The organism is Hydrogenophaga taeniospiralis, from assembly GCF_020510445.1.
Taxonomy (GTDB): domain Bacteria; phylum Pseudomonadota; class Gammaproteobacteria; order Burkholderiales; family Burkholderiaceae_C; genus Hydrogenophaga.
In genome coordinates, this window is sequence record NZ_JAHBAG010000001.1 from 2742576 (window position 1) to 2760207 (window position 17632).

12 protein-coding genes are annotated in these 17632 nt (G+C 67.8%); 5 read left to right on the forward strand and 7 right to left on the reverse strand.

The window, feature by feature from the left end; all coding sequences use genetic code 11:
• Position 1 precedes the first annotated feature (1 nt).
• The 5 genes from KIH07_RS13245 to KIH07_RS13265 are packed head-to-tail and all read left to right on the forward strand — an operon-like array spanning position 2 to position 6797.
• Positions 2-1276, forward strand: coding sequence for a type II secretion system F family protein (locus KIH07_RS13245; protein ID WP_226492416.1), 1275 nt, complete (start codon positions 2-4; stop codon positions 1274-1276).
• The gene (locus KIH07_RS13250; protein WP_226492417.1) at positions 1276-3510 is read left to right on the forward strand and encodes a type II secretion system protein; all 2235 of its coding nucleotides are present in this window, start codon (positions 1276-1278) and stop codon (positions 3508-3510) included. The genes KIH07_RS13245 and KIH07_RS13250 overlap by 1 nt, the downstream gene beginning before the upstream one ends.
• On the forward strand, positions 3507-4721 hold the full coding sequence (locus tag KIH07_RS13255; protein ID WP_226492418.1) for a type II secretion system protein: 1215 nt from the start codon (positions 3507-3509) through the stop codon (positions 4719-4721). Before KIH07_RS13250 ends, KIH07_RS13255 begins: the two co-directional genes overlap by 4 nt.
• Complete coding sequence (locus tag KIH07_RS13260) at positions 4718-6031, forward strand: type II secretion system protein (RefSeq protein ID WP_226492419.1); 1314 nt, start codon at positions 4718-4720, stop codon at positions 6029-6031. The genes KIH07_RS13255 and KIH07_RS13260 overlap by 4 nt, the downstream gene beginning before the upstream one ends.
• Positions 6032-6059: 28 nt before the next feature.
• The gene (locus tag KIH07_RS13265; protein WP_226492420.1) at positions 6060-6797 is read left to right on the forward strand and encodes a type II secretion system protein; all 738 of its coding nucleotides are present in this window, start codon (positions 6060-6062) and stop codon (positions 6795-6797) included.
• A gap of 101 nt (positions 6798-6898) precedes the next feature.
• Here KIH07_RS13265 and KIH07_RS13270 read toward each other — a convergent pair whose 3' ends face one another.
• From KIH07_RS13270 to KIH07_RS13300, 7 genes are all read right to left on the reverse strand, one after another.
• On the reverse strand, positions 6899-9445 hold the full coding sequence (locus tag KIH07_RS13270; protein WP_226492421.1) for a DUF6493 family protein: 2547 nt from the start codon (positions 9443-9445) through the stop codon (positions 6899-6901).
• Between the two features lie 61 nt (positions 9446-9506).
• A complete protein-coding gene (locus KIH07_RS13275; RefSeq protein WP_226492422.1) occupies positions 9507-10868 on the reverse strand; it encodes an SWIM zinc finger family protein in 1362 nt (453 codons plus the stop codon).
• A gap of 8 nt (positions 10869-10876) precedes the next feature.
• Positions 10877-12847, reverse strand: coding sequence for a B12-binding domain-containing radical SAM protein (locus KIH07_RS13280; protein WP_226492423.1), 1971 nt, complete (start codon positions 12845-12847; stop codon positions 10877-10879).
• Between the two features lie 71 nt (positions 12848-12918).
• On the reverse strand, positions 12919-13818 hold the full coding sequence (locus KIH07_RS25480) for a lipase secretion chaperone (protein WP_226492424.1): 900 nt from the start codon (positions 13816-13818) through the stop codon (positions 12919-12921).
• A gap of 41 nt (positions 13819-13859) precedes the next feature.
• Positions 13860-14780 carry an esterase/lipase family protein gene (locus KIH07_RS13290; RefSeq protein WP_226492425.1) on the reverse strand — a complete coding sequence of 307 codons (921 nt, stop codon included), beginning with the start codon at positions 14778-14780 and terminating at the stop codon, positions 13860-13862.
• 154 nt (positions 14781-14934) lie between these two features.
• Positions 14935-16326, reverse strand: coding sequence for an L-serine ammonia-lyase (locus KIH07_RS13295; RefSeq protein WP_226492426.1), 1392 nt, complete (start codon positions 16324-16326; stop codon positions 14935-14937).
• Between the two features lie 40 nt (positions 16327-16366).
• The gene (locus KIH07_RS13300) at positions 16367-17623 is read right to left on the reverse strand and encodes a D-amino acid dehydrogenase (protein WP_226492427.1); all 1257 of its coding nucleotides are present in this window, start codon (positions 17621-17623) and stop codon (positions 16367-16369) included.
• Positions 17624-17632 lie beyond the last annotated feature (9 nt).

Genomic DNA, 17632 nt, shown 5'->3' on the forward strand with positions numbered 1-17632 from the left:
CATGAGCACCGCCGCCGGTCTGCGTACCTACTACTACCGCGTGCTGCTGCCCCACGGCAAGGTCCGCAGCGGCTTTCTGCGCCTACTGGTCGAGCGCGACCACTCGGTGCGCCTGCGCCTGGAACAGACCACCGAGGGCGCCGTGCTCAGCCTGGTGCGCCTGCCGGCCTGGATCACGGCGCTGAACGACCTGCGCATGCGGCTGTTTCGCCGCCACGTGCGCCAGCAGGACCTGGCCGGTTTCCTGCGCGACATGGGCATCATGCTGGACGCGGGCGTGCCGATGATGGAGGCGCTCAAGACGCTGGTAGAAGACGAGTCCGGCGACGACGGCGTGGCCGAGGTCGCGCAGCGCGTGCACACCGACCTGGGCTCGGGCATGCGCATGCCGCAGTCGTTCGCCCGGCACCCCGACGTGTTTCCGGAAACCGTGCGCAACCTGGCGGAGATCGGCGACCAGTCGGGCGAACTGCCGCGCATGCTGCTGGAGTCGGCCTCGCACATCGAGCGGCTGATCGACATCCGCCGCGACATCCGCACCGCGCTGATCTACCCGGTGCTGGTGTTCACCACCATCCTGGGCGTGGGCTTCTTCTGGCTCTATTACGTGGTGCCCAACATGGCCCAGCTGTTCAAGCAGCTCCAGGCCAAGCTGCCGCCGCTCACGCAGTGGCTGATCGCGGTGTCGGACGCGCTGGTCCATTACCTGGTGCTGTTCGCGGTCGGCGTGGTGCTGCTGATCATGGCGCTGATGTGGCTGTACCGCTCGATCCCCGGTTTCAGGCTCGCCTGCCACGAGCTGCTGCACCGCCTGCCGATCGCGCGCACCCTGTCCACCTCCTCGGGCATGGCCTTCATCAGCGAACACCTGGCCCTGCTGGTGCGCGCCGGCCTGGACTTCATGCTCAGCCTGGACGTGTTGTCCCGCGCCACCACCGACCAGTACTACCGCGAGCGCCTGCTGCGGGTGCGCGACGGCGTGGCGCGCGGCGAGGGCATCGGCGCGTCCATGCGCCGCGTGGGCGGTTTCCCGGCCATGGCGGTGCGCATGATTTCCGTGGGCGAGGAGTCGGGCTCGCTGGACAAGCAGCTCGACCGCCTGGCCACCGAATACCGCAAGCGGCTGGACGTGGTGGTCAAGTCGCTGGGCGAGATCATCAAGCCCGCGCTCATCCTGCTGGCCGGCGCGCTGTTCATCTTCCTCATCGTCGCGCTGCTGCTGCCGATCTACGACCTGGTGCGCCAGTCGGTCAACCACTCGCTGGGAGGGGGCTGATGCGGTTGACGCCCCGGGCCGGCGTGCCCGCCCCGACCACCCGGCGCCGCCAGCGCGGCCTGGGCCTGCTCGAAGTGCTGCTGTTCATCGCGATCGTGGGCGGGCTGGCCACGGTCGGTTACCTCGAATGGCGCGAACGCTCCGCGCTGCAGAGCTCGCGCCAGGAACGCGCGTCCCTGTCCCAGGCGGACACGGCCGTGATCACCTTCGCCACGGTGATGCGCCGCCTGCCGTGCCCCGACACCGACCGCGACGGGCTGGAGGACTGCGGCGCCGGCGCCCAGAAGGGCTGGCTGCCGTCGGCGTCGCTCAAGCTGGCGGGCGCCGATGCGGGCGTGGGCGTGGCCCAGCTGCGCTACCTGGTGCAGCGCGGCGCCAGCACCTACGACCTCGCGGTGCTGGGCGACGACTGGCGCCCGCTGGAATACGACGACGGCGCGACCACCTTCGCGGCCATGCGCGACACCGTCGGCAACGGCGGCAGCTACCAGGCCAACATCCTCACCCTGCCCGACCTGTGCCAGCGGGTGGGGCAGGGCGTGGCCGCCACCTTCGGCGCGGGCATGGCCCACGTGACCTCGTCCCCCTTGCGCCCGGTGGCCTATGCGCTGGTGCACCCGGGGCTGGAGGACACCGACGGCGACGGCTCGCTGTTTGACGGCGTCAACGGCGCCGCGGGCAACACGGTGGAAGACCCGGACCGTTCACCGCTGCTCAGCAGCTACGACGACGTGGTGCGCGAACGTTCGTTGGCCAGCCTGCAGTCGGCCTTTCACTGCCAGCCGCTGGCGCAGTCGATCGATACCGTGGCGCTGGGGCTGGACGTGGTGGACCAGGTCGACGAGATGCGCGAGGACAACATCGACGCCGCCGAGCGGGCGGTGATCTTCGCGGCCCTGGGCGCGGCGATCACGGCGGTGGAGCTGACCGCGTCGGTGGTGGAGGCCGCTTCGGACACCGGCAACGCGGTGGCCGAGGCCACCCTGTGCGGCGCCACGCTGGGCCTGGCGGTGAACGCCTGCGCGGCCTTCCCGCAGCACATCGCCTCGGCCGTGCTCGCCGGGGTGTCCACCGCGGCCAACATCGCCACCATCGCCCTGAATGTGACGGCCGCGATCATGGCGGGCAACGCCCTGGTGCTGGCCGACAACAGCCGGCCGCCGGCATCGGTGTCCTGCCCCGTGCCCGACGTCAGCGCGGCGCTGGCCGCGTCGCTGGACGAATGGAACAAGGCCAGGGCCGAGGTGACCCGCCTGGAGGGCGAGGTGGCGGCCAAGCAGATTGAGCTGGCCAATGCGAACGCCACCAAGACCGATGCGATCAACGCCCTGTATTTCTGGGTCCGGTACGGCGGCTCATCGTCCGACCTCGACGGCACCGTGGACCAACTGATCAACGGCTCGAACACCTGGAACCAGGAGGCGCTGGACTACGCCGATGCGCAGGCCACCCGGACGCTCTACCAGACCGAATACGACAGCTGGAGCGGCATCGTCGTGCGCTACAACGACATGCTGGCCAACCGCACCACGCTGATCCCCCAGGTGGAGGCGGAGATCGCCGCGCTGGACATCCTGATCGCCGCCGAGACGGACCAGACCGCCAAGGAAGCGCTGCAGCTCCAGCGCAGCAACAAGCAGGGTGAGCTGGCGTTGCTCAACGACGTGACCACGCTCACCTCGGAGCGCGACAACGCCATCGTCAAGCGGGACCAGGCCTACGTGAACCTGCAGGCCGCCATCACGGCCGAAGCGAGCGCGCTGGCGGTGCTCAACAGCGCGCGCGGCAGCTACCAGACGGCCTACACCAACCTCGCCAATGGCAGCCTGGGCCCCTACAACTTCTATTACCCCCCCTTGACCTTCGTTGCCTGCACCACGAAGCCCCTCCCGGCACCGGCCTGCCCGGCGGACAGCTATTCGAGCAGCCCGTTTGTGCTGTCGGCGATGCGGGATCTGTACGGCTCGGGCGGCGACACCGGATCGACACAACCCCACGCAGACAGCAAATACATGAGGCCTTTGACGATACAGCGCCAGCTCGACGGCCTGAACGCGCAGCTCACCGCCGCGCGGGAGATGGAAGTCGATACCAAGAAGCGCTACGACGACCTGAAAGCCCAGGCCGACAACCCGCCGGCCTGCAACCTCACCGGCACCGGCGTCACGCCCTGGTCGCCCACGACAGCCTCCGATCTGCTCATCAACGTCGACGTGAAGGGGGGCACACGATGAACCGCTTCTTCATCCGTCGGCAGCGTGGGTTCTCGCTGATCGAGCTGGGCGTGTCGCTGGTGATCGCCGGCGTGATCGGGCTGATGCTCTGGCGCTGGATCGCCGCCACGCAACAGCCCGTCTCGGCGCAGGACATGCGCCGCCAGCTGGGCGAGGCGCAATCGGCGGTCGAAGGCTTCGTGCTCACGCGCCACCGGCTGCCGTGCGCCGCGGCCAACACCGCCGGGGTGGAAGCCTGCGGCACGGCCGACGCCGTGTTCCTGCCCTGGAAAACGCTGGGCCTGAGCAGCGACCTGAGCGTGCTGCACTACGGCGTCAACCGCGGCGGCGGGGCCGACCTGGCCGCCACCGGCGCGCCCTGGATCGCACCCGACCTGAACATCAACTTCACCGGCGTGCCGGTGCTGCCGGTGGCCACGGCCGACGCGCCGGCCGCCGCCGCCGCGGCCACGCAGGTGACCAGCCTGATCACCACGGCGGCGGCCCGGCGCACGGCGGTCAACGGGCTGGACTGGTGCCGCGTGCTGCGCGGTTTCGCGGCCAACCCCACGGCGGCCGGCGTGTTGAGCGCCGGCAACATCACGGCCAGCCTGCCGGTGGCGTTCACGCTGGTGCACCCGGGCCTGAACGGCCAGTTCGACGGCAACAACCGGGTCGGCGCAGGCGGTTCGTGGCGGTTCGATCTGCCGGGCCGTGCGCAGGACGAGGGCTTCGACGACATCGGCCTGGCCGTTGGGCCGGCGGACCTGTCCGCCCGCATGGGCTGCGTGGCCCGGCTGAGCGCTGCCCAGGGGTCGGCCCAGGCGGCCTTCGCCCAGTACGACACCACCCGCGTGATGCAGGAGTACTGGTCGCTGCGCAAATTCGACGTGACGACGGCCGAAGACGGCGTGAGCGGCGCCGAGACCGGCGTGGCCATGGCCGCCATGGGCCTGGCCATTTCGACCACCAGCACCCTGGTGGGGCTGGCCTCGGCCGCCAACACCGAGGGCCTGACCGTCTATGCCGTGGCCATCGCGGCCGTCAACATGGCCGTGGCCGTCACCGAAACCGTGCTGGCCGCGCAGGACCTGGTGGACGCCCAGCAGGCCCTGGTGGACTCCCGGGCCAAGCTCGTGGCCACCAGTACCTACGCGGCCGGGGTCTACACCGCGCTGGCCGATGCGCTGGGCCAATCGATCGCACTCGACACGAAAGGACTGAACCCATGAGACAGCGGATGAGGGGGTTCACGCTGGTGGAAATCTCGGTGGCCCTGCTGGCGCTGGGCCTGATCGTGTGGGGGGCGGTGGCGTTCTGGCAGCAGTCGGCGGGCCAGCGGGTGTCGGCCGTGCAGCTGGACGCGCAGCAGCAGGCCCGCCAGTCGGTGCTGGGTTTTCTGTACGCCCGCCACCGCCTGCCTTGCCCGGCGGCCGACGCCAACGGCGTGGAGTCCTGCTCGCTCGCGGGCGGGGGCCTGCGCCAGGTGGGCTACGTGCCCTGGCAGACGCTGGCCTTGCCGCGCCCCGAGGCCGGCCGGCTGCGCTACGGCGTGTTCCGCGAGGCCTCGGCCACGGCCCACCTGGACCGCGACCTCGCGGTGGCGCAGGACCGCATGAACCCCTTGCGCGTGCGCACGCCCAACCCGCGCCCGCAGAACGGCAACGCCCCCAACGGCAACGCGCCACCCCTGCCCGTGGCCACGGCGGGGCTGCTGGGCGCCACCCAGTCGGGTGACGTGGCGGCCCCGCTCAACAGCGCGTGCAATGCGGCCAACGCGCCGCCCTGCAGCCTGGGCGGCGCGGCCTCGGTCAACCAGGTGGACGTGTGCCTGGCGCTGAACACCGCCTCGGACGCCGCCACCGCGCCCGCCGGGTCGCTCGGTGTGATGTCCGCCGGTGTGCGCCGCCCGGCCGCGTTCGTGATCGCCGCGCCGGGCCTGCTCGACGCCGACGGCAACGGCCAGGCCTTTGACGGCGCCAACGCCACGGCCAGCGACGCCTCGCCCACCTTCGAGTCGTCCAACACGCGCTCGACCCACGCCTACGACGACACCGTGCTCGCCGCCAGCCACGCCGAGCTGTTTGCCACGCTGGGCTGCGAGACCGGCCTGTCGGTGGCCGAGCACGCCCATTTCAACGCCGCCACCGGGGCCTTCGTGCTGGAGCGCGCCCTGTACGACTACCGGGACCAGCTGTACGTGATGGTCAAGCTGGCGGAGGCGGACGTCGCGGCCGCCACGGCGGGCGTGACCAGCGCCATCGCCGGCGGGGCCGACGCTGCCCAGGCGATGCTCTCGGCCACCGCCGACACCACCATGAGCGCGGGCGCGCGTTCGTTCCAGATCGGCCTGGCCGCGGTCGGGATCGCCGCCGCCGTGGCGGGCGGCATTGCCGCGGGCGTCGCCATGGGGCTGTCCGTGGACTCGCTGGTGGACGCCCAGGACACGCACAACGCATTCGCGGCCCGCACCACCGCCATCACCGACCTGTCCATCTCCATCAACCGCAACGCGCTGCTCGCGGATGCGATCGGCTTCTGAGCCCTACTGTGTTTTCGGGGTACGCACCATGAATCGACCGACCAACGCCCAACCCGCCAAGTCCGCCGCGCCAGGCCATCGCCAGCGCGGCTTCACCCTGGTGGAGCTGAGCATCACCCTGCTGGTGATCGGCCTGCTGCTGGGCGCCGTGGCCGTGGGCCGCGACCTGCAGCGCAGCGCGGCCAACCAGCGCCTGTCCACCGACTTCGTGCAGGGCTGGCAACTGGCCTACGAGGCCTATGTGAACGGCGTGGGGCGCCCGCCCGGCGACAGCGCCACCAACCCGACCGGGCAGATCAACGGCGGCACCGCCCCGGCGGGCACCCAGCTCTGCGGCAACGACATGCTCAACGCCTTCCTGGCCGCCGGCGTGCGCCTGCCGGAAGGGCGCACGGCCGGCAGCGCGGACCGCTACGTCTACCTGGACAGCAACGGCAACCCGCAGGAAGTGCGGGTCTGTTTCCAGAGCGTGGACTGGGCCGAACCCGGCGCCACGGTCAACACCTACGCTACCCGCCCGCGCAACGTGATGGTGCTCAGCAGCGTCACCCCCTCGCTGGCGTCCATGCTCGACCAGCAGATCGACGGCCGCAACGACGCCCGCTTCGGCCGCTTCCGCGATGTGTCGTTCGCCAACGCCATCGCAACCACCGACGGGCAGATCTGGCCCATCGACGACCGCATGGCCTTTGGCACCACCGTGGCCACCTCGCTGGACGAATCCCAGGTGGCTGTGACCACGGCTTACCTGCAGATGATGCGCTGAGGGCGCGTCTCCACCGTCTTCCATGCACAGGCCCGTGCATGCGGTTGTAGGTCGCCACGCTGGGAACCGTTGAACTCGGACCTTTGTGGAGCTGCGCTGGATCAGCACAGGTGAGTAAGCACCGCCTGCATTTGCTTTTTCAGCTTACCGGTCGCATCGACCTGCTGCAGCATGGTGGCGCAATCGGGCGGCAATCGCAGCTTCTGGGCGAGCCCTACCTCCAGCATCAGATCCAGCAACGCTCCCAGGTCTTTGATCGGATGGGTCTGGTGGGCACGCACGATGTCACAGACACAGGCAAACACCAGCGGACCGGCTTCGGGGTTGTTGCGTTGCGCGCTGCCCAGGCTGGCGGCGTAGCGTTTGGCTTTCACCAATGGCGTTTTGAACAAAGCTTGCAACACCTGGCCCAGGGCGATTGGATCAATTCGCCGCTGTGCATGGGCCTGTGCCAAGGCATCGACCGCCATCGCGGTCTGCCCCGGCTGTTTGCCACCCAGCGCCAAGGCAAGTGTCAGCACCGCCATCGGATGGTCCGCGTCGATCACAGTGCTGGGCTCCAGCAGCCGCTCGATATAGGCCTGGTTGACCCAGCGGGCCTCCCACCAATCCAGGTTGCTTGCCAAGGCCTGCGATCCTTCGGCAAAAAAGGGTTCCAGTTGTCCCGGCATGGTGCTGGCGAGATAGCGCAAATCGGCCAACGCCAAGTGCTCCAGGTAGAAATGCTCGGGCGCAACACCCTGCTGGGTTCGAATGTCGAAGTGCGGGGAGTGGGTGACATGCCCGTCGTATTCGCGCGTTCGGGTTCCACCTGTCCAGACAAATTGGGGCTGCTTGGTGGGGCGTGGCAGGGCACGCTGCCGTGCCAAATCAAGTTCAGTGGCCGAAACAGTCAAACTGCGATCCTGGTAGATTTTCAGACGGCTTTGCAGTTCGGCAGCATCCAGAAAGCCGCCTTGGTGGCTGGGCGTTGAAATGGGAATGAGTCCCCAGCCTTGTGCTGCCTGATCGATCAGATCGTCAATGCGGAAAGCGAAGCGTTCCAGTGGTGTGGGCGTCTGTGGCCCACTGTAGATGGAGTGGTGCTGCTGATTGGCGTTGGGTTGCCGTTGGCCGGCCAATACAAAAATCAGCAACCGTGAAAGTTCGGCGGGCATCGACCGGGCCTTCATCTTCCTGGCCCGCTTGAGCAAGGGCGCACATTGCTGTTGCTGCTCGGCCGGGAGCGGAGCGGCTTGCACCAGGGTTGCCAGCGCGCATTCCACTTCATCAATGGCGCCCGGATTCTCGAGAGCAAACGCAATGCGCTCAATGCCTTCAGCATCGAGGACCCAGGGCCTCAGTCGCCGTGCTTCGCTCAAGGGGTTCCAAGGTTCGAGTGGCGCTACCGCTTGGGTGGGCACGGTATCGACGGCCGGCTCCGAAGTTGCGGCTCCAAGTAACTTGCTCAGTGCACCGCGATGCACCTGGGCGATTCCCGTGGCATAGGTTCGCAGTTCTTCGCGTTGCTGCTCGTCCAGCCCCCATGTGTGCAAGGCTGCCAATATGGCCGCTTGCACATCGCTTGCGGGGTGTAGCAGGCCCGGCATCGCAACACGGCTGGCCAGTGGCTTGAGCGATGGGTCTTTCAGACTCGCGGCTTGGGCCAGCTTCAATGCGCCCAAAACATGGGCTTTTGCCGCAGCGTAGAACACGGGCGCAAGCGATGGGAGCAGGTCGGCCCCCTGGATCACACCAGCCGAGAACAACGTTCGCAACGCATCGAGTGCCAGAGCAACCGTGGGAGGGATGCGGCTGTGTGTCAGGCCCAGATAGCGCTCGCAAAAAGGAGCCATCTCGTCGGCGCTGGGTGCGAGCAACTGATGAAACCTTGAAAACCATCCAGCGCGCATCTGTATCCAGTCGCTTTCCAGGGTGCCCAGCGTTTTTTCCAGCAGTTGAGCGCGCGTGTAGTGGCCCTGGTCAATACCGTCGAGAAAAACGCGAGACCAAAGAACCTGACCTGTTTTTGCATACTTTTCCACGGATGCAAGGTTGTTTTCCGCGCTGCCTTGTTCTTCAAAAAATGCCAGGAACGCCTCATGCAGTCCGGGGTCGGCCTCTAGCCGCGCCGCCCAGCCGCCCGGGCTCTGCCAATGCATCAAGCGCGGCCATCCGATCAATGCGGTGGTGTAGTCGTGTCCTGTTGGGCGATCTGCGCATCCGCTAGCGATCAGGCGCTGTATGGCTTCGATCCCCCATACGTGCTTGGCCAACTGGTTTCCGATGACCCGTTGCAAGGCCTGTCGCCAGACCATGGGGTCTTTCCCCAGTGCGGTCAGAAAGGCCGATGCTTCCTCCCACCGCATGCCCACGTATTCGACCAGGTTGAGCAGGTCCTCAGGATCGCCGCAGGCCAGAGTGGCCAGGTCGTGGGCACGGTGGTGCGCAGCGTTTGCCGGGCGCTTCCAGTGGCCCTTCCCATGGGCTGCAGGCCACAGGCTGTGCTTGATGTCCTGTCCCAGCTCCACCAAGCCCGCCGCACAAGCCCGACGCTGCTGGGGTGTCATGGCCAGACACAGTGTTTTTACCGCCTCGGCATCGCCTTTCTCAATGGCTTCAACAAGTGAATCGTTGAAGGGGCCGACATCGGTTGGTCGAGCATTCATGTTGGAAGTGCTGGAGAAAAATTTAAAGGGCAAAGGCCTTGTCGATCGATCGGCGGTGTTTTCAATGAGGTATCGCTTTTGCCGCGGCTGCTTCTACAGCGAGCACATGTTTGCAAGGTCCGCGTTCGTCCTGGTGCTTGCCGTACCAGGGGCAGGTGCAGCGCCATTGCCCGTCGTGCTCTCGCACGGCGTGAACCGAGTCGCCCTTACCCACGCTGGCCGTCACCGGTGAGAGGCTGTGCAGGGTCACACACCCGCTGTCCAGCAGCTCACTCGCACCGGCGAGGCGGGGGTGCATGTCGTGCAGGGCGGTCAGATCAAAGGGCAGCACACGATGAAAGTAGCAACCATCGGTGAGATCGAATCCCAAGAGCCCACTGGCGCCCAGCACGTGAAGGCCTTGCTGGATTTGTTGCAGTGGCATGTCCAGGCGCTCGCCCAGGTCGGACGCGATCAGCCGGGCTTGCCAATGCAGCTGAGCGCGCAGCTCGGGCAGCTTGGCGTGGTTCTGCATGTGCATGAGGGCTTGCAGGGCCTGGCCTTCACCGCTGAAGGCGCGCCAGGGTTCGGCACTCAAGGCCAGTGTGAGGCGTGCGCCCGGGAGGTCGAGTACCCAGGCGCTGGCCTGCTGGTGGGCGTCCGCATAGACGGTGACCCGCTGCGTGAATGGCAACAAGGGTTCGAGCACGCGCAGGCGGCGGGTATCGCTCAGACGCACGCCGTTCGGGTTGTCGAGTGTGGAGCTGACCAGTCGCCCAGCAACCTGTGTCAGCCACAAAGGGGTGTGGTGGGTATTGCCTTTGGGCAGGTGGCGAAACCACTGGATGGCTTCGATTCCGCTGAAGCGCAGCGTCGCGCGCATGTTGGCCAGATAAGACTGCACCTCCACCATGCCACGAAGCCAGCGCAAAGGCAGATCCACCTTGCGCTCGATGATCTGGTCGCGCCCACTCGTGAGATGTACCGCGTCATGCCCGACCGACAAGGCCAGTCCGTCTTCATCGCGAACACGCGCCAGCGCAGAGCGCGTGGGCAGGTTGAAGTCGACGTTGGTGGTGCCTTTTCCCAATACCTCACCCTCATGGCTTTCGGGGAGAAAGTCGGCGCGGATGTAGGCGCTGCAGCAGGAAGAAAAGCCTTCAAACCGAAGCCGCTCTCCATTGACGGTGATCACGGGGTCGGCCAGCGCGATCGCCTTGGCCACGCTGTTGGCCGGGGTGAAGAAGCGCGAACCCACCAGGAGGTGCACCGCGCTGAGCAGGGCGGCGGCCTGGCGCGGAGCAGTGAAGCGCCCTTCGTAGAGATGCGGGTGCGAACTGGCGTCGCTTCCAGGGTTCGATGTCGCAAGATGCAGACTCGATGTGTTTCCCTGGCGCAGTTCGGATCGCGCCAGGTACTGGTAGGCATGGGCGACTCCAGCCATATCCAGCTTCAGTGGGTCGCGGCGGCCAGCGCCTTGGCGATGCGGTGCCGGCTCACCGTGGGCTTGGGCACTTTGTGCGGCAGGTGCTCGAACCAGCGGCGCACGTCGTCTTCCACGCACAGGCCGTGCATGTAGTTGTAGATCGCCTTGCGCAGGCCGATGCCGAGCGCGTCGTGGTCGGTGCCGCTGGGGTCGATGAAGCCGATGTCGTTCTTGGCGAAGCTCACGGGCGGCAGCGGGATCAGTTCGATGCCGTAGGCCGCCGGGTCCAGGCCCACGGGGGAGTGCACCGTGCAGCTGAAGCGGTGGAAGAAACCGCTCTGGATGCAGCCGGCCTCGAACAGCTGGCGCACGTATTCGAGCGCATCCACCGTGTCCTGCAGCGTCTGCGTCGGAAAGCCGTACATCAGGTAGGCGTGCACCAGGATGCCGGCGTCGGAAAAGCCCTTGGTGACGCGCGCCACCTGCTCGACCGACACGCCTTTTTTCATCAGGGTGAGCAGGCGGTCGCTCGCCACTTCGAGGCCACCGCTCATGGCGATGCAGCCGCTTTGCGCCAGCAGCTCGGCGAGCTCGGGCGTGAAGGTCTTTTCAAACCGGATGTTGCCCCACCACGAGATGTTGAGCTCGCGCCGGATCAGCTCTTCGGCCAGCGCTTTCAGCGCCTTGGGCGGAGCGGCCTCGTCCACGAAATGGAAGCCGGTCTGGCCGGTTTCTTCCACGATGGCCTGGATGCGGTCGGCCAGTTTGCTGGCGGTTGCCGTTTCGTAGCGGCCGATGTAGTCCAGGCTCACGTCGCAGAAGCTGCACTTCTTCCAGTAGCAGCCGTGCGCCACGGTGAGCTTGTTCCAGCGGCCGTCGCTCCACAGGCGGTGCATAGGGTTGAGCATGTCGAGCAGGCTCAGGTAGTGGTCCAGCGGCAGGCCGTCCCAGGTGGGCGTGCCCACGTCTTCGAACGGGATGTCGGGCTCGGCGAGGTGGATGTAGCGCACGGTGGCTGCGTTGGCTTCCGCCCCTTGGCCCTCTCCCTCTGGGAGAGGGCCGGGGTGAGGGCTCTCTCGCACGAAGGTCCGAACCAATCGCTGCTTCGAGCGCCGACCCTGCAGGTGTTCAATCAGCGACAACACCGGCCGCTCGCCCGCGTCCAGCGTCACGAAATCCACGAAGTCGAACACGCGCGGGTCCGACAGCTCACGCAGCTCGGTGTTCACAAAGCCACCGCCCAGGGCGATGCGGATGTGCGGGTTGTGTGACTTGATGGTCTGCGCGATGCGCAAGGCCGCGTAGACCGAGCCGGGAAACGGCACCGAGAGCAGCACCAGCGTGGGCTGGTGGCGGTGGATGGCGGCCAGCGTCAGGTCGCTCAGCAGTTCGTCCACCAGCGTGGGCGGCGCGGCGAGCGCGGCGGCCAGCGGGTCGAAGGTGGGCTGGCTGCTGGCCAGCGACTCGGCGTAGCGCACGAACTCGAAGCGCTCATCGACCGCGTCGCGCAGCACGTCGGCCAGGTCGTTCAGGTAGAGCGTGCAGAGGTGGCGCGCCTTGTCTTGCACGCCCAGCGCGCCGAAGGCCCAGGCCAGCGGGTCGCCGCTGCCGTCGTCCACATACGCGTCCAGCGCGGCAAAACGCGGGCCCTCGGGCAGCAGGCCGCGCGCGGCGATGCGGTGTGCCAGCGTGGAGTCACGCCCTTGCAGGTAGGCGATGGCCGGGCCGATGGTGCTGCGGTAGGCGTCGAACTGGTCCAGGAAAGCGTGCACGCTGCCTGAGCGCTGCGCCTCGGGCAAGGCCAGCGCGCGGCCACGCACGGCCTCCAGCCCGGCGGGCGTGAACAGCTTCAAGACCAGCGCCAGCGCCAGGTCTTCCTGCACCGCGTTGATCCCGCGCGAGCGCAGGAAACCGGTGAGGTAGGCGGTGGATGGGTAGGGCGTGTTGAGCTGCGTCATCGGGGGGATGAGGCTCAAGACGCGGAAATCGGTGGTCATGGGGCGGGCGGCGGTGGTGGGCCGCTGGGCGAGGCGGTCGGGGCGCTGCCGGTGCAGCGCCAGCCGGCAGTTTAAAGGCCCAGCAGCGCGCTTGCACGCAGCCGTTCAGAACCCTGGAAATGCTGGTTCAACCAGTTCTGTACCGCTTCCTGCCGCTGACCCGGCGAGAGCTCGGGCGCGCGGGACAGGCGCTCGATGGTGGAGCGGGCGGTGGTCAGTCGCTGTTCCCAATCGGCCTGGGCACGTTCCTCGGCCTGCAGCCGATCCGCCGCCTCCTGGCCCAGCGCCGCCACCCGCTCGCGGTGCCATGCCTGCGGCTCCAGGCCCGCGGGCGCAGCGGCGGTCCACGCCGGTTCGGCCGCGCCCTGGTTTTCCGGGGTCCGGTCCAGGCGCTGGCGCAAGGCCGCTTCTTCTTCCCGGTAGAACGCATCGGCCCAGGCCATGCCCAGCACGTCTCGCCTGACCAGTTGGCGCTCCTGCAGCACGGACGCCCAGCGCTCGGGCCGATTCAGGTCCATGGTCTCGCGGAAGGCGTGTTGCTGCAGTTTCAGGTAGCGGTCCCACACCTCCAGCACCGCCTGTGCGCCCGGGGCGCCCAGGTCGCGTTCGGCCAGCCACGCCACCAGCTGGCGCAGTTCGTCGGGTCGTGTTTCGCCAAGGGTGGTGAGCAACTGGTCGAAGCGGCGGCGCAAGTCGGCATGGGGCATCAGTCGCTGTCCGTCCCAGGCGCCCCAGGCGCCATCGAGTTCGGCGCCGCGCAGGGACCCCTCGGTCAACAGGGTGTGCCACAGGTCTTCAGGCGCCACGGACGGGCGGGGCGCCTGCTGGGCGGCGTTGGCCTGTGGGTTCTCTGCGCCGCCCAACGCCAGCAGGCTCCAGCCTGGATCGGCGCTGCGGTGTGCAGCCGAAGGCGGGACCGCTGGTGACGGGGCCAGCAGGAACAACAGCCCCGCCACACCGGCGACCCCCACCACGGCTCCCACGGCCCGGAGCCGCTGTTTGCCCCCCATCGTCAGAGCCCGGCTTGCTTGAGGCGGTTGGCGTGGGTGCGGTAGAAGGCCACCGGGTCGGGGGTGAACAGCCCGCGCAGGCCGAAGGCCTGATTGACCTCGTCGAGGTGGTTCCACGGGTAGTTGTCGCGCAGCACCACGCCCCAGTGTGAGGCGCAGCGACCCACGAGCCCGTCGTTGGCGCCACCCTTGAAGCTCAGCGAACCCACGGCCAACAGGCCGTCGGTGGGGTCGAGCAGGTTGGTGACCACGCCCGTGCCGCCGACGGAGTAATAGCGCACGTTGTTGACCACGGCCAATCCTTCTCCGCAGGGCTCGCTCGGCTTGCCAGCGGGGAAACGCTGGGTGAACGCCGCGCTGCCCTGGGTGGTGAGCGAGCGCATGGCCGCTTCGGAGTTCTGGGGTTTTGCCTCACCCGACAGGGCACTCACGAGGCCGGCGAAGGCATCCATCAGCTTCGCGGCCACGGCCGTGCTGCCAGTGCCGTCCACCGCAGCCGCAATGTTGTCGGCCACGGGGCTGCCGGCGTGGGGCGAGCCCACACTGGTGGCCGAGGCCACCAGCTCGGGTGCCACGGCCGCCACATAGCGGATGGTGTGACCGCCGTGGCTGTGTCCGATCAGGTTGAATTTCTGGTGCCCGTAGGCGGCTTGCAGCCGGCGCAACTCGGCCAGTAACTGCTCACCACGCACCTCGCTGGCATTGGCCGCCGATTGCTGGGTGACGTACACCTTGGCCCCACTGCTGCGCAACGCCGCCGGAACGCCCCACCAGTAGTCGACCGGGCCGATGGCGTCGAACCCGAACAGGCCGTGCACCAGCACGATGGGATGCCGGGTCTGGGTGTAGCCGCTTTGGGCGCTGGCGGGCATGGCAACGCACGCCGCCACTGCCAGCACGGCGATGGGCAAAAGCTTTCTCATGTGGTCCGTCTCCTCGTTGTAGGTGGATTGGTACCGATTGGTACCAATCGGCCATCACTTTGTAATAGAACGACCGTTCGCTCGGGGAGAGGGTTTGTACCGACGGGTGCGATGGAAAGCAACAAGCGGTGGCGCCGCAGGCGGCGCGGGGGGATCAGCACTCCACGATATTCACCGCCAGCCCGCCGCGCGAAGTCTCCTTGTATTTGGTCTTCATGTCGGCGCCGGTCTCGCGCATGGTCTTGATGACCTTGTCCAGGCTGACGTGGTGCACGCCGTCGCCGCGCATGGCCATGCGCGCGGCGTTGATGGCCTTGACCGAGGCAATGGCGTTGCGTTCGATGCAGGGGATCTGCACCAGGCCGCCCACCGGGTCGCAGGTCAGGCCCAGGTGGTGCTCCATGCCGATCTCGGCCGCGTTCTCCACCTGTTCGGGCGTGCCGCCCAGCACGGCGCACAGGGCGCCGGCCGCCATGGAGCAGGCCACGCCCACCTCGCCCTGGCAGCCGACCTCGGCACCGCTGATGCTGGCGTTTTCCTTGTAGAGGATGCCGATGGCCGCGGCGGTGAGCAGGAAGTCGACCACGCCCTCGTCGGTGGAACTGGGCACGAAGCGCCGGTAGTAGTGCAGCACGGCGGGCACAATGCCGGCCGCGCCGTTGGTGGGCGCGGTGACCACGCGGCCACCGGCGGCGTTTTCCTCGTTCACCGCGAGCGCGTAGAGGTTGACCCAGTCGAGCACGGCCAGCGGATCGGTCAGGGCCTTTTCGGGGTGTTGTGTGAGGTCTCGGTAGAGCTGCGGTGCGCGGCGGCGGACCTTGAACCCGCCGGGCAGCACGCCGTCGGTGCGGCAGCCGCGCTCCACACAGGCCTGCATCGCCACCCAGATGCGCAGCAGCCCTTCGCGCACCTCGACGTCGCTGCGCCAGTGGCGCTCGTTGGCGCGCATCACGCCGGCGATGGACAGGCCCTGCTCGCGGCAGCGCTGCAGCAGTTCGTCGCCCGAGCGGAACGGCACGGGCAGTTGTGTGGCATCGGGTGCGATCACTTTCTGTTTGCTGCCGTCGGCGGCCACCTCATCACTGACCACGAAGCCGCCGCCCACCGAGTAGTAGGTGCGCTCGGCGAGCAGCGTGCCGGCGGCGTCCCAGGCGCTCAGGCGCATGCCGTTGGCGTGGAAGGGCAGGGTCTGGTTGCGGAAGAAGGAGAGGTCTTCGCGGTCGTTCCAGGCCACGGTGTGCTGCTCCAGCAGCTGGATGCTTCCGCTGGAGCGGATGCCGTCGATGGTCGGTTCCACCGACTCGATCGGCACCGACTCGGGCTCATGCCCGCACAGGCCGAGCAGCACGGCCTTGTCGCTGCCGTGGCCCTTGCCGGTGGCGCCCAGCGAACCGTACAGCCCACAGTGCACGCGCGCCACCTGCGCCAGCAGGCCCTGGGTCTGCAGACCGGCGACGAACAGCCGCGCGGCCCGCATGGGCCCCACGGTGTGCGAGCTGCTGGGACCGATGCCGATCTTGAACAGATCAAAAGCCGAAATGGCCATGGTGTCTCCTGGTTGTTGTGTGGTCTTGTATGGGGCGGTTTCAGGCCGTGGCGGATCGCAGTGTGGCGTGGGGCGACAACCGCTCTTGCCACTGTGCCACGTGCCCGGTCAGCTGGTGCGCGGTGATGGCAGAGAGCGTCCAGCCCAGATGGCCATGGCCGGTGTTGTAGAACACGTTGGGCTGGCGGCCGGGGCCGACGCGCGGCAGCATGTTGGGCATCATGGGCCGCAGGCCGGCCCAGGGCTCCACGCGGCGCGTGCTCACGCCGGGGAAACACCGGTTCACCCAGTCCACCAGCGGGCGGATGCGGTCGGCGCGAATGTCCAGGTTCATGCCGTTGAACTCGGCCGTGCCGGCCACGCGGAAGCGGTCCAACCCGAGTCGGCTGGTGACCAGCTTGGTTTCATCGTCCAGCAGGCTCACCGTGGGCGCTGCGGCCTGGCTGTGCTCGTCGTTCAGCATCACGGTGATGGAATAGCCCTTGACCGGGTAGACGTTGAGCCGGTCGCCGAGCTGCGCGCCCAGGGCGCGGCTGTGCACGCCGGCGCAGACCACCACGGCGTCGGCGCTCAGCACCTCGCCGCTGGCGAGCGTGACCTGTGCCGCTGTGCCGTTGCTCTGCACACGCGCCACGGTCTGGCCGGTCAGCAGCTTCACGCCCAGGCGCTCGCAGGCCAGGGACAGGCCGTGGGTGTACTTGTGGATGTCACCGGTGCTGTCGCTCTCGGTGTAGTAGCCGCCGAAGTACTCGCCGGCCAGCGTGGGCTCGATGGCGCGCATCTCGTCGGGTGTGACGGCGCGGCGCGGCAAACCGCCTTCGGCCAGCAGCTTCGAGACTTCACCCGCGTGCTCGAAGCCAGCCTTGTCGCGGTAGATGTGCAGGATGCCCTGCTGCTTCAGATCGAAGGCTATGCCCTCGGCCTGCGCCCAGCCGAACAGGTGCTCGCGCGCGGCGATCGCCAGCCGCGCAGTGGAAATGGTGTTGTCGCGGTACTTGGGGATGGACGCCACGAACTCGGCGAACCAGCTCAGCTTGTGCCAGCTGGGCTTGGGGTTGACCAGCAGCGGTGCATCGGCCTTGAGCATCCACTTCAGGCCCTTGATGAGCGTGGAGGGGTGGGTCCAGGTTTCGGCGTTGGAGGCCGAGAGCTGGCCGCCGTTGGCGTGGCTGGTTTCCATGCCCGCGTAGCGGTGTTTTTCGATCAGGGTGACCTGGTGACCCTGACGGGCCAGGGCGTAGGCGCTGGTGACGCCGGTGATGCCGCCGCCGATGACGATGAGGTGTGGCTGTGCCATGGGAATCTC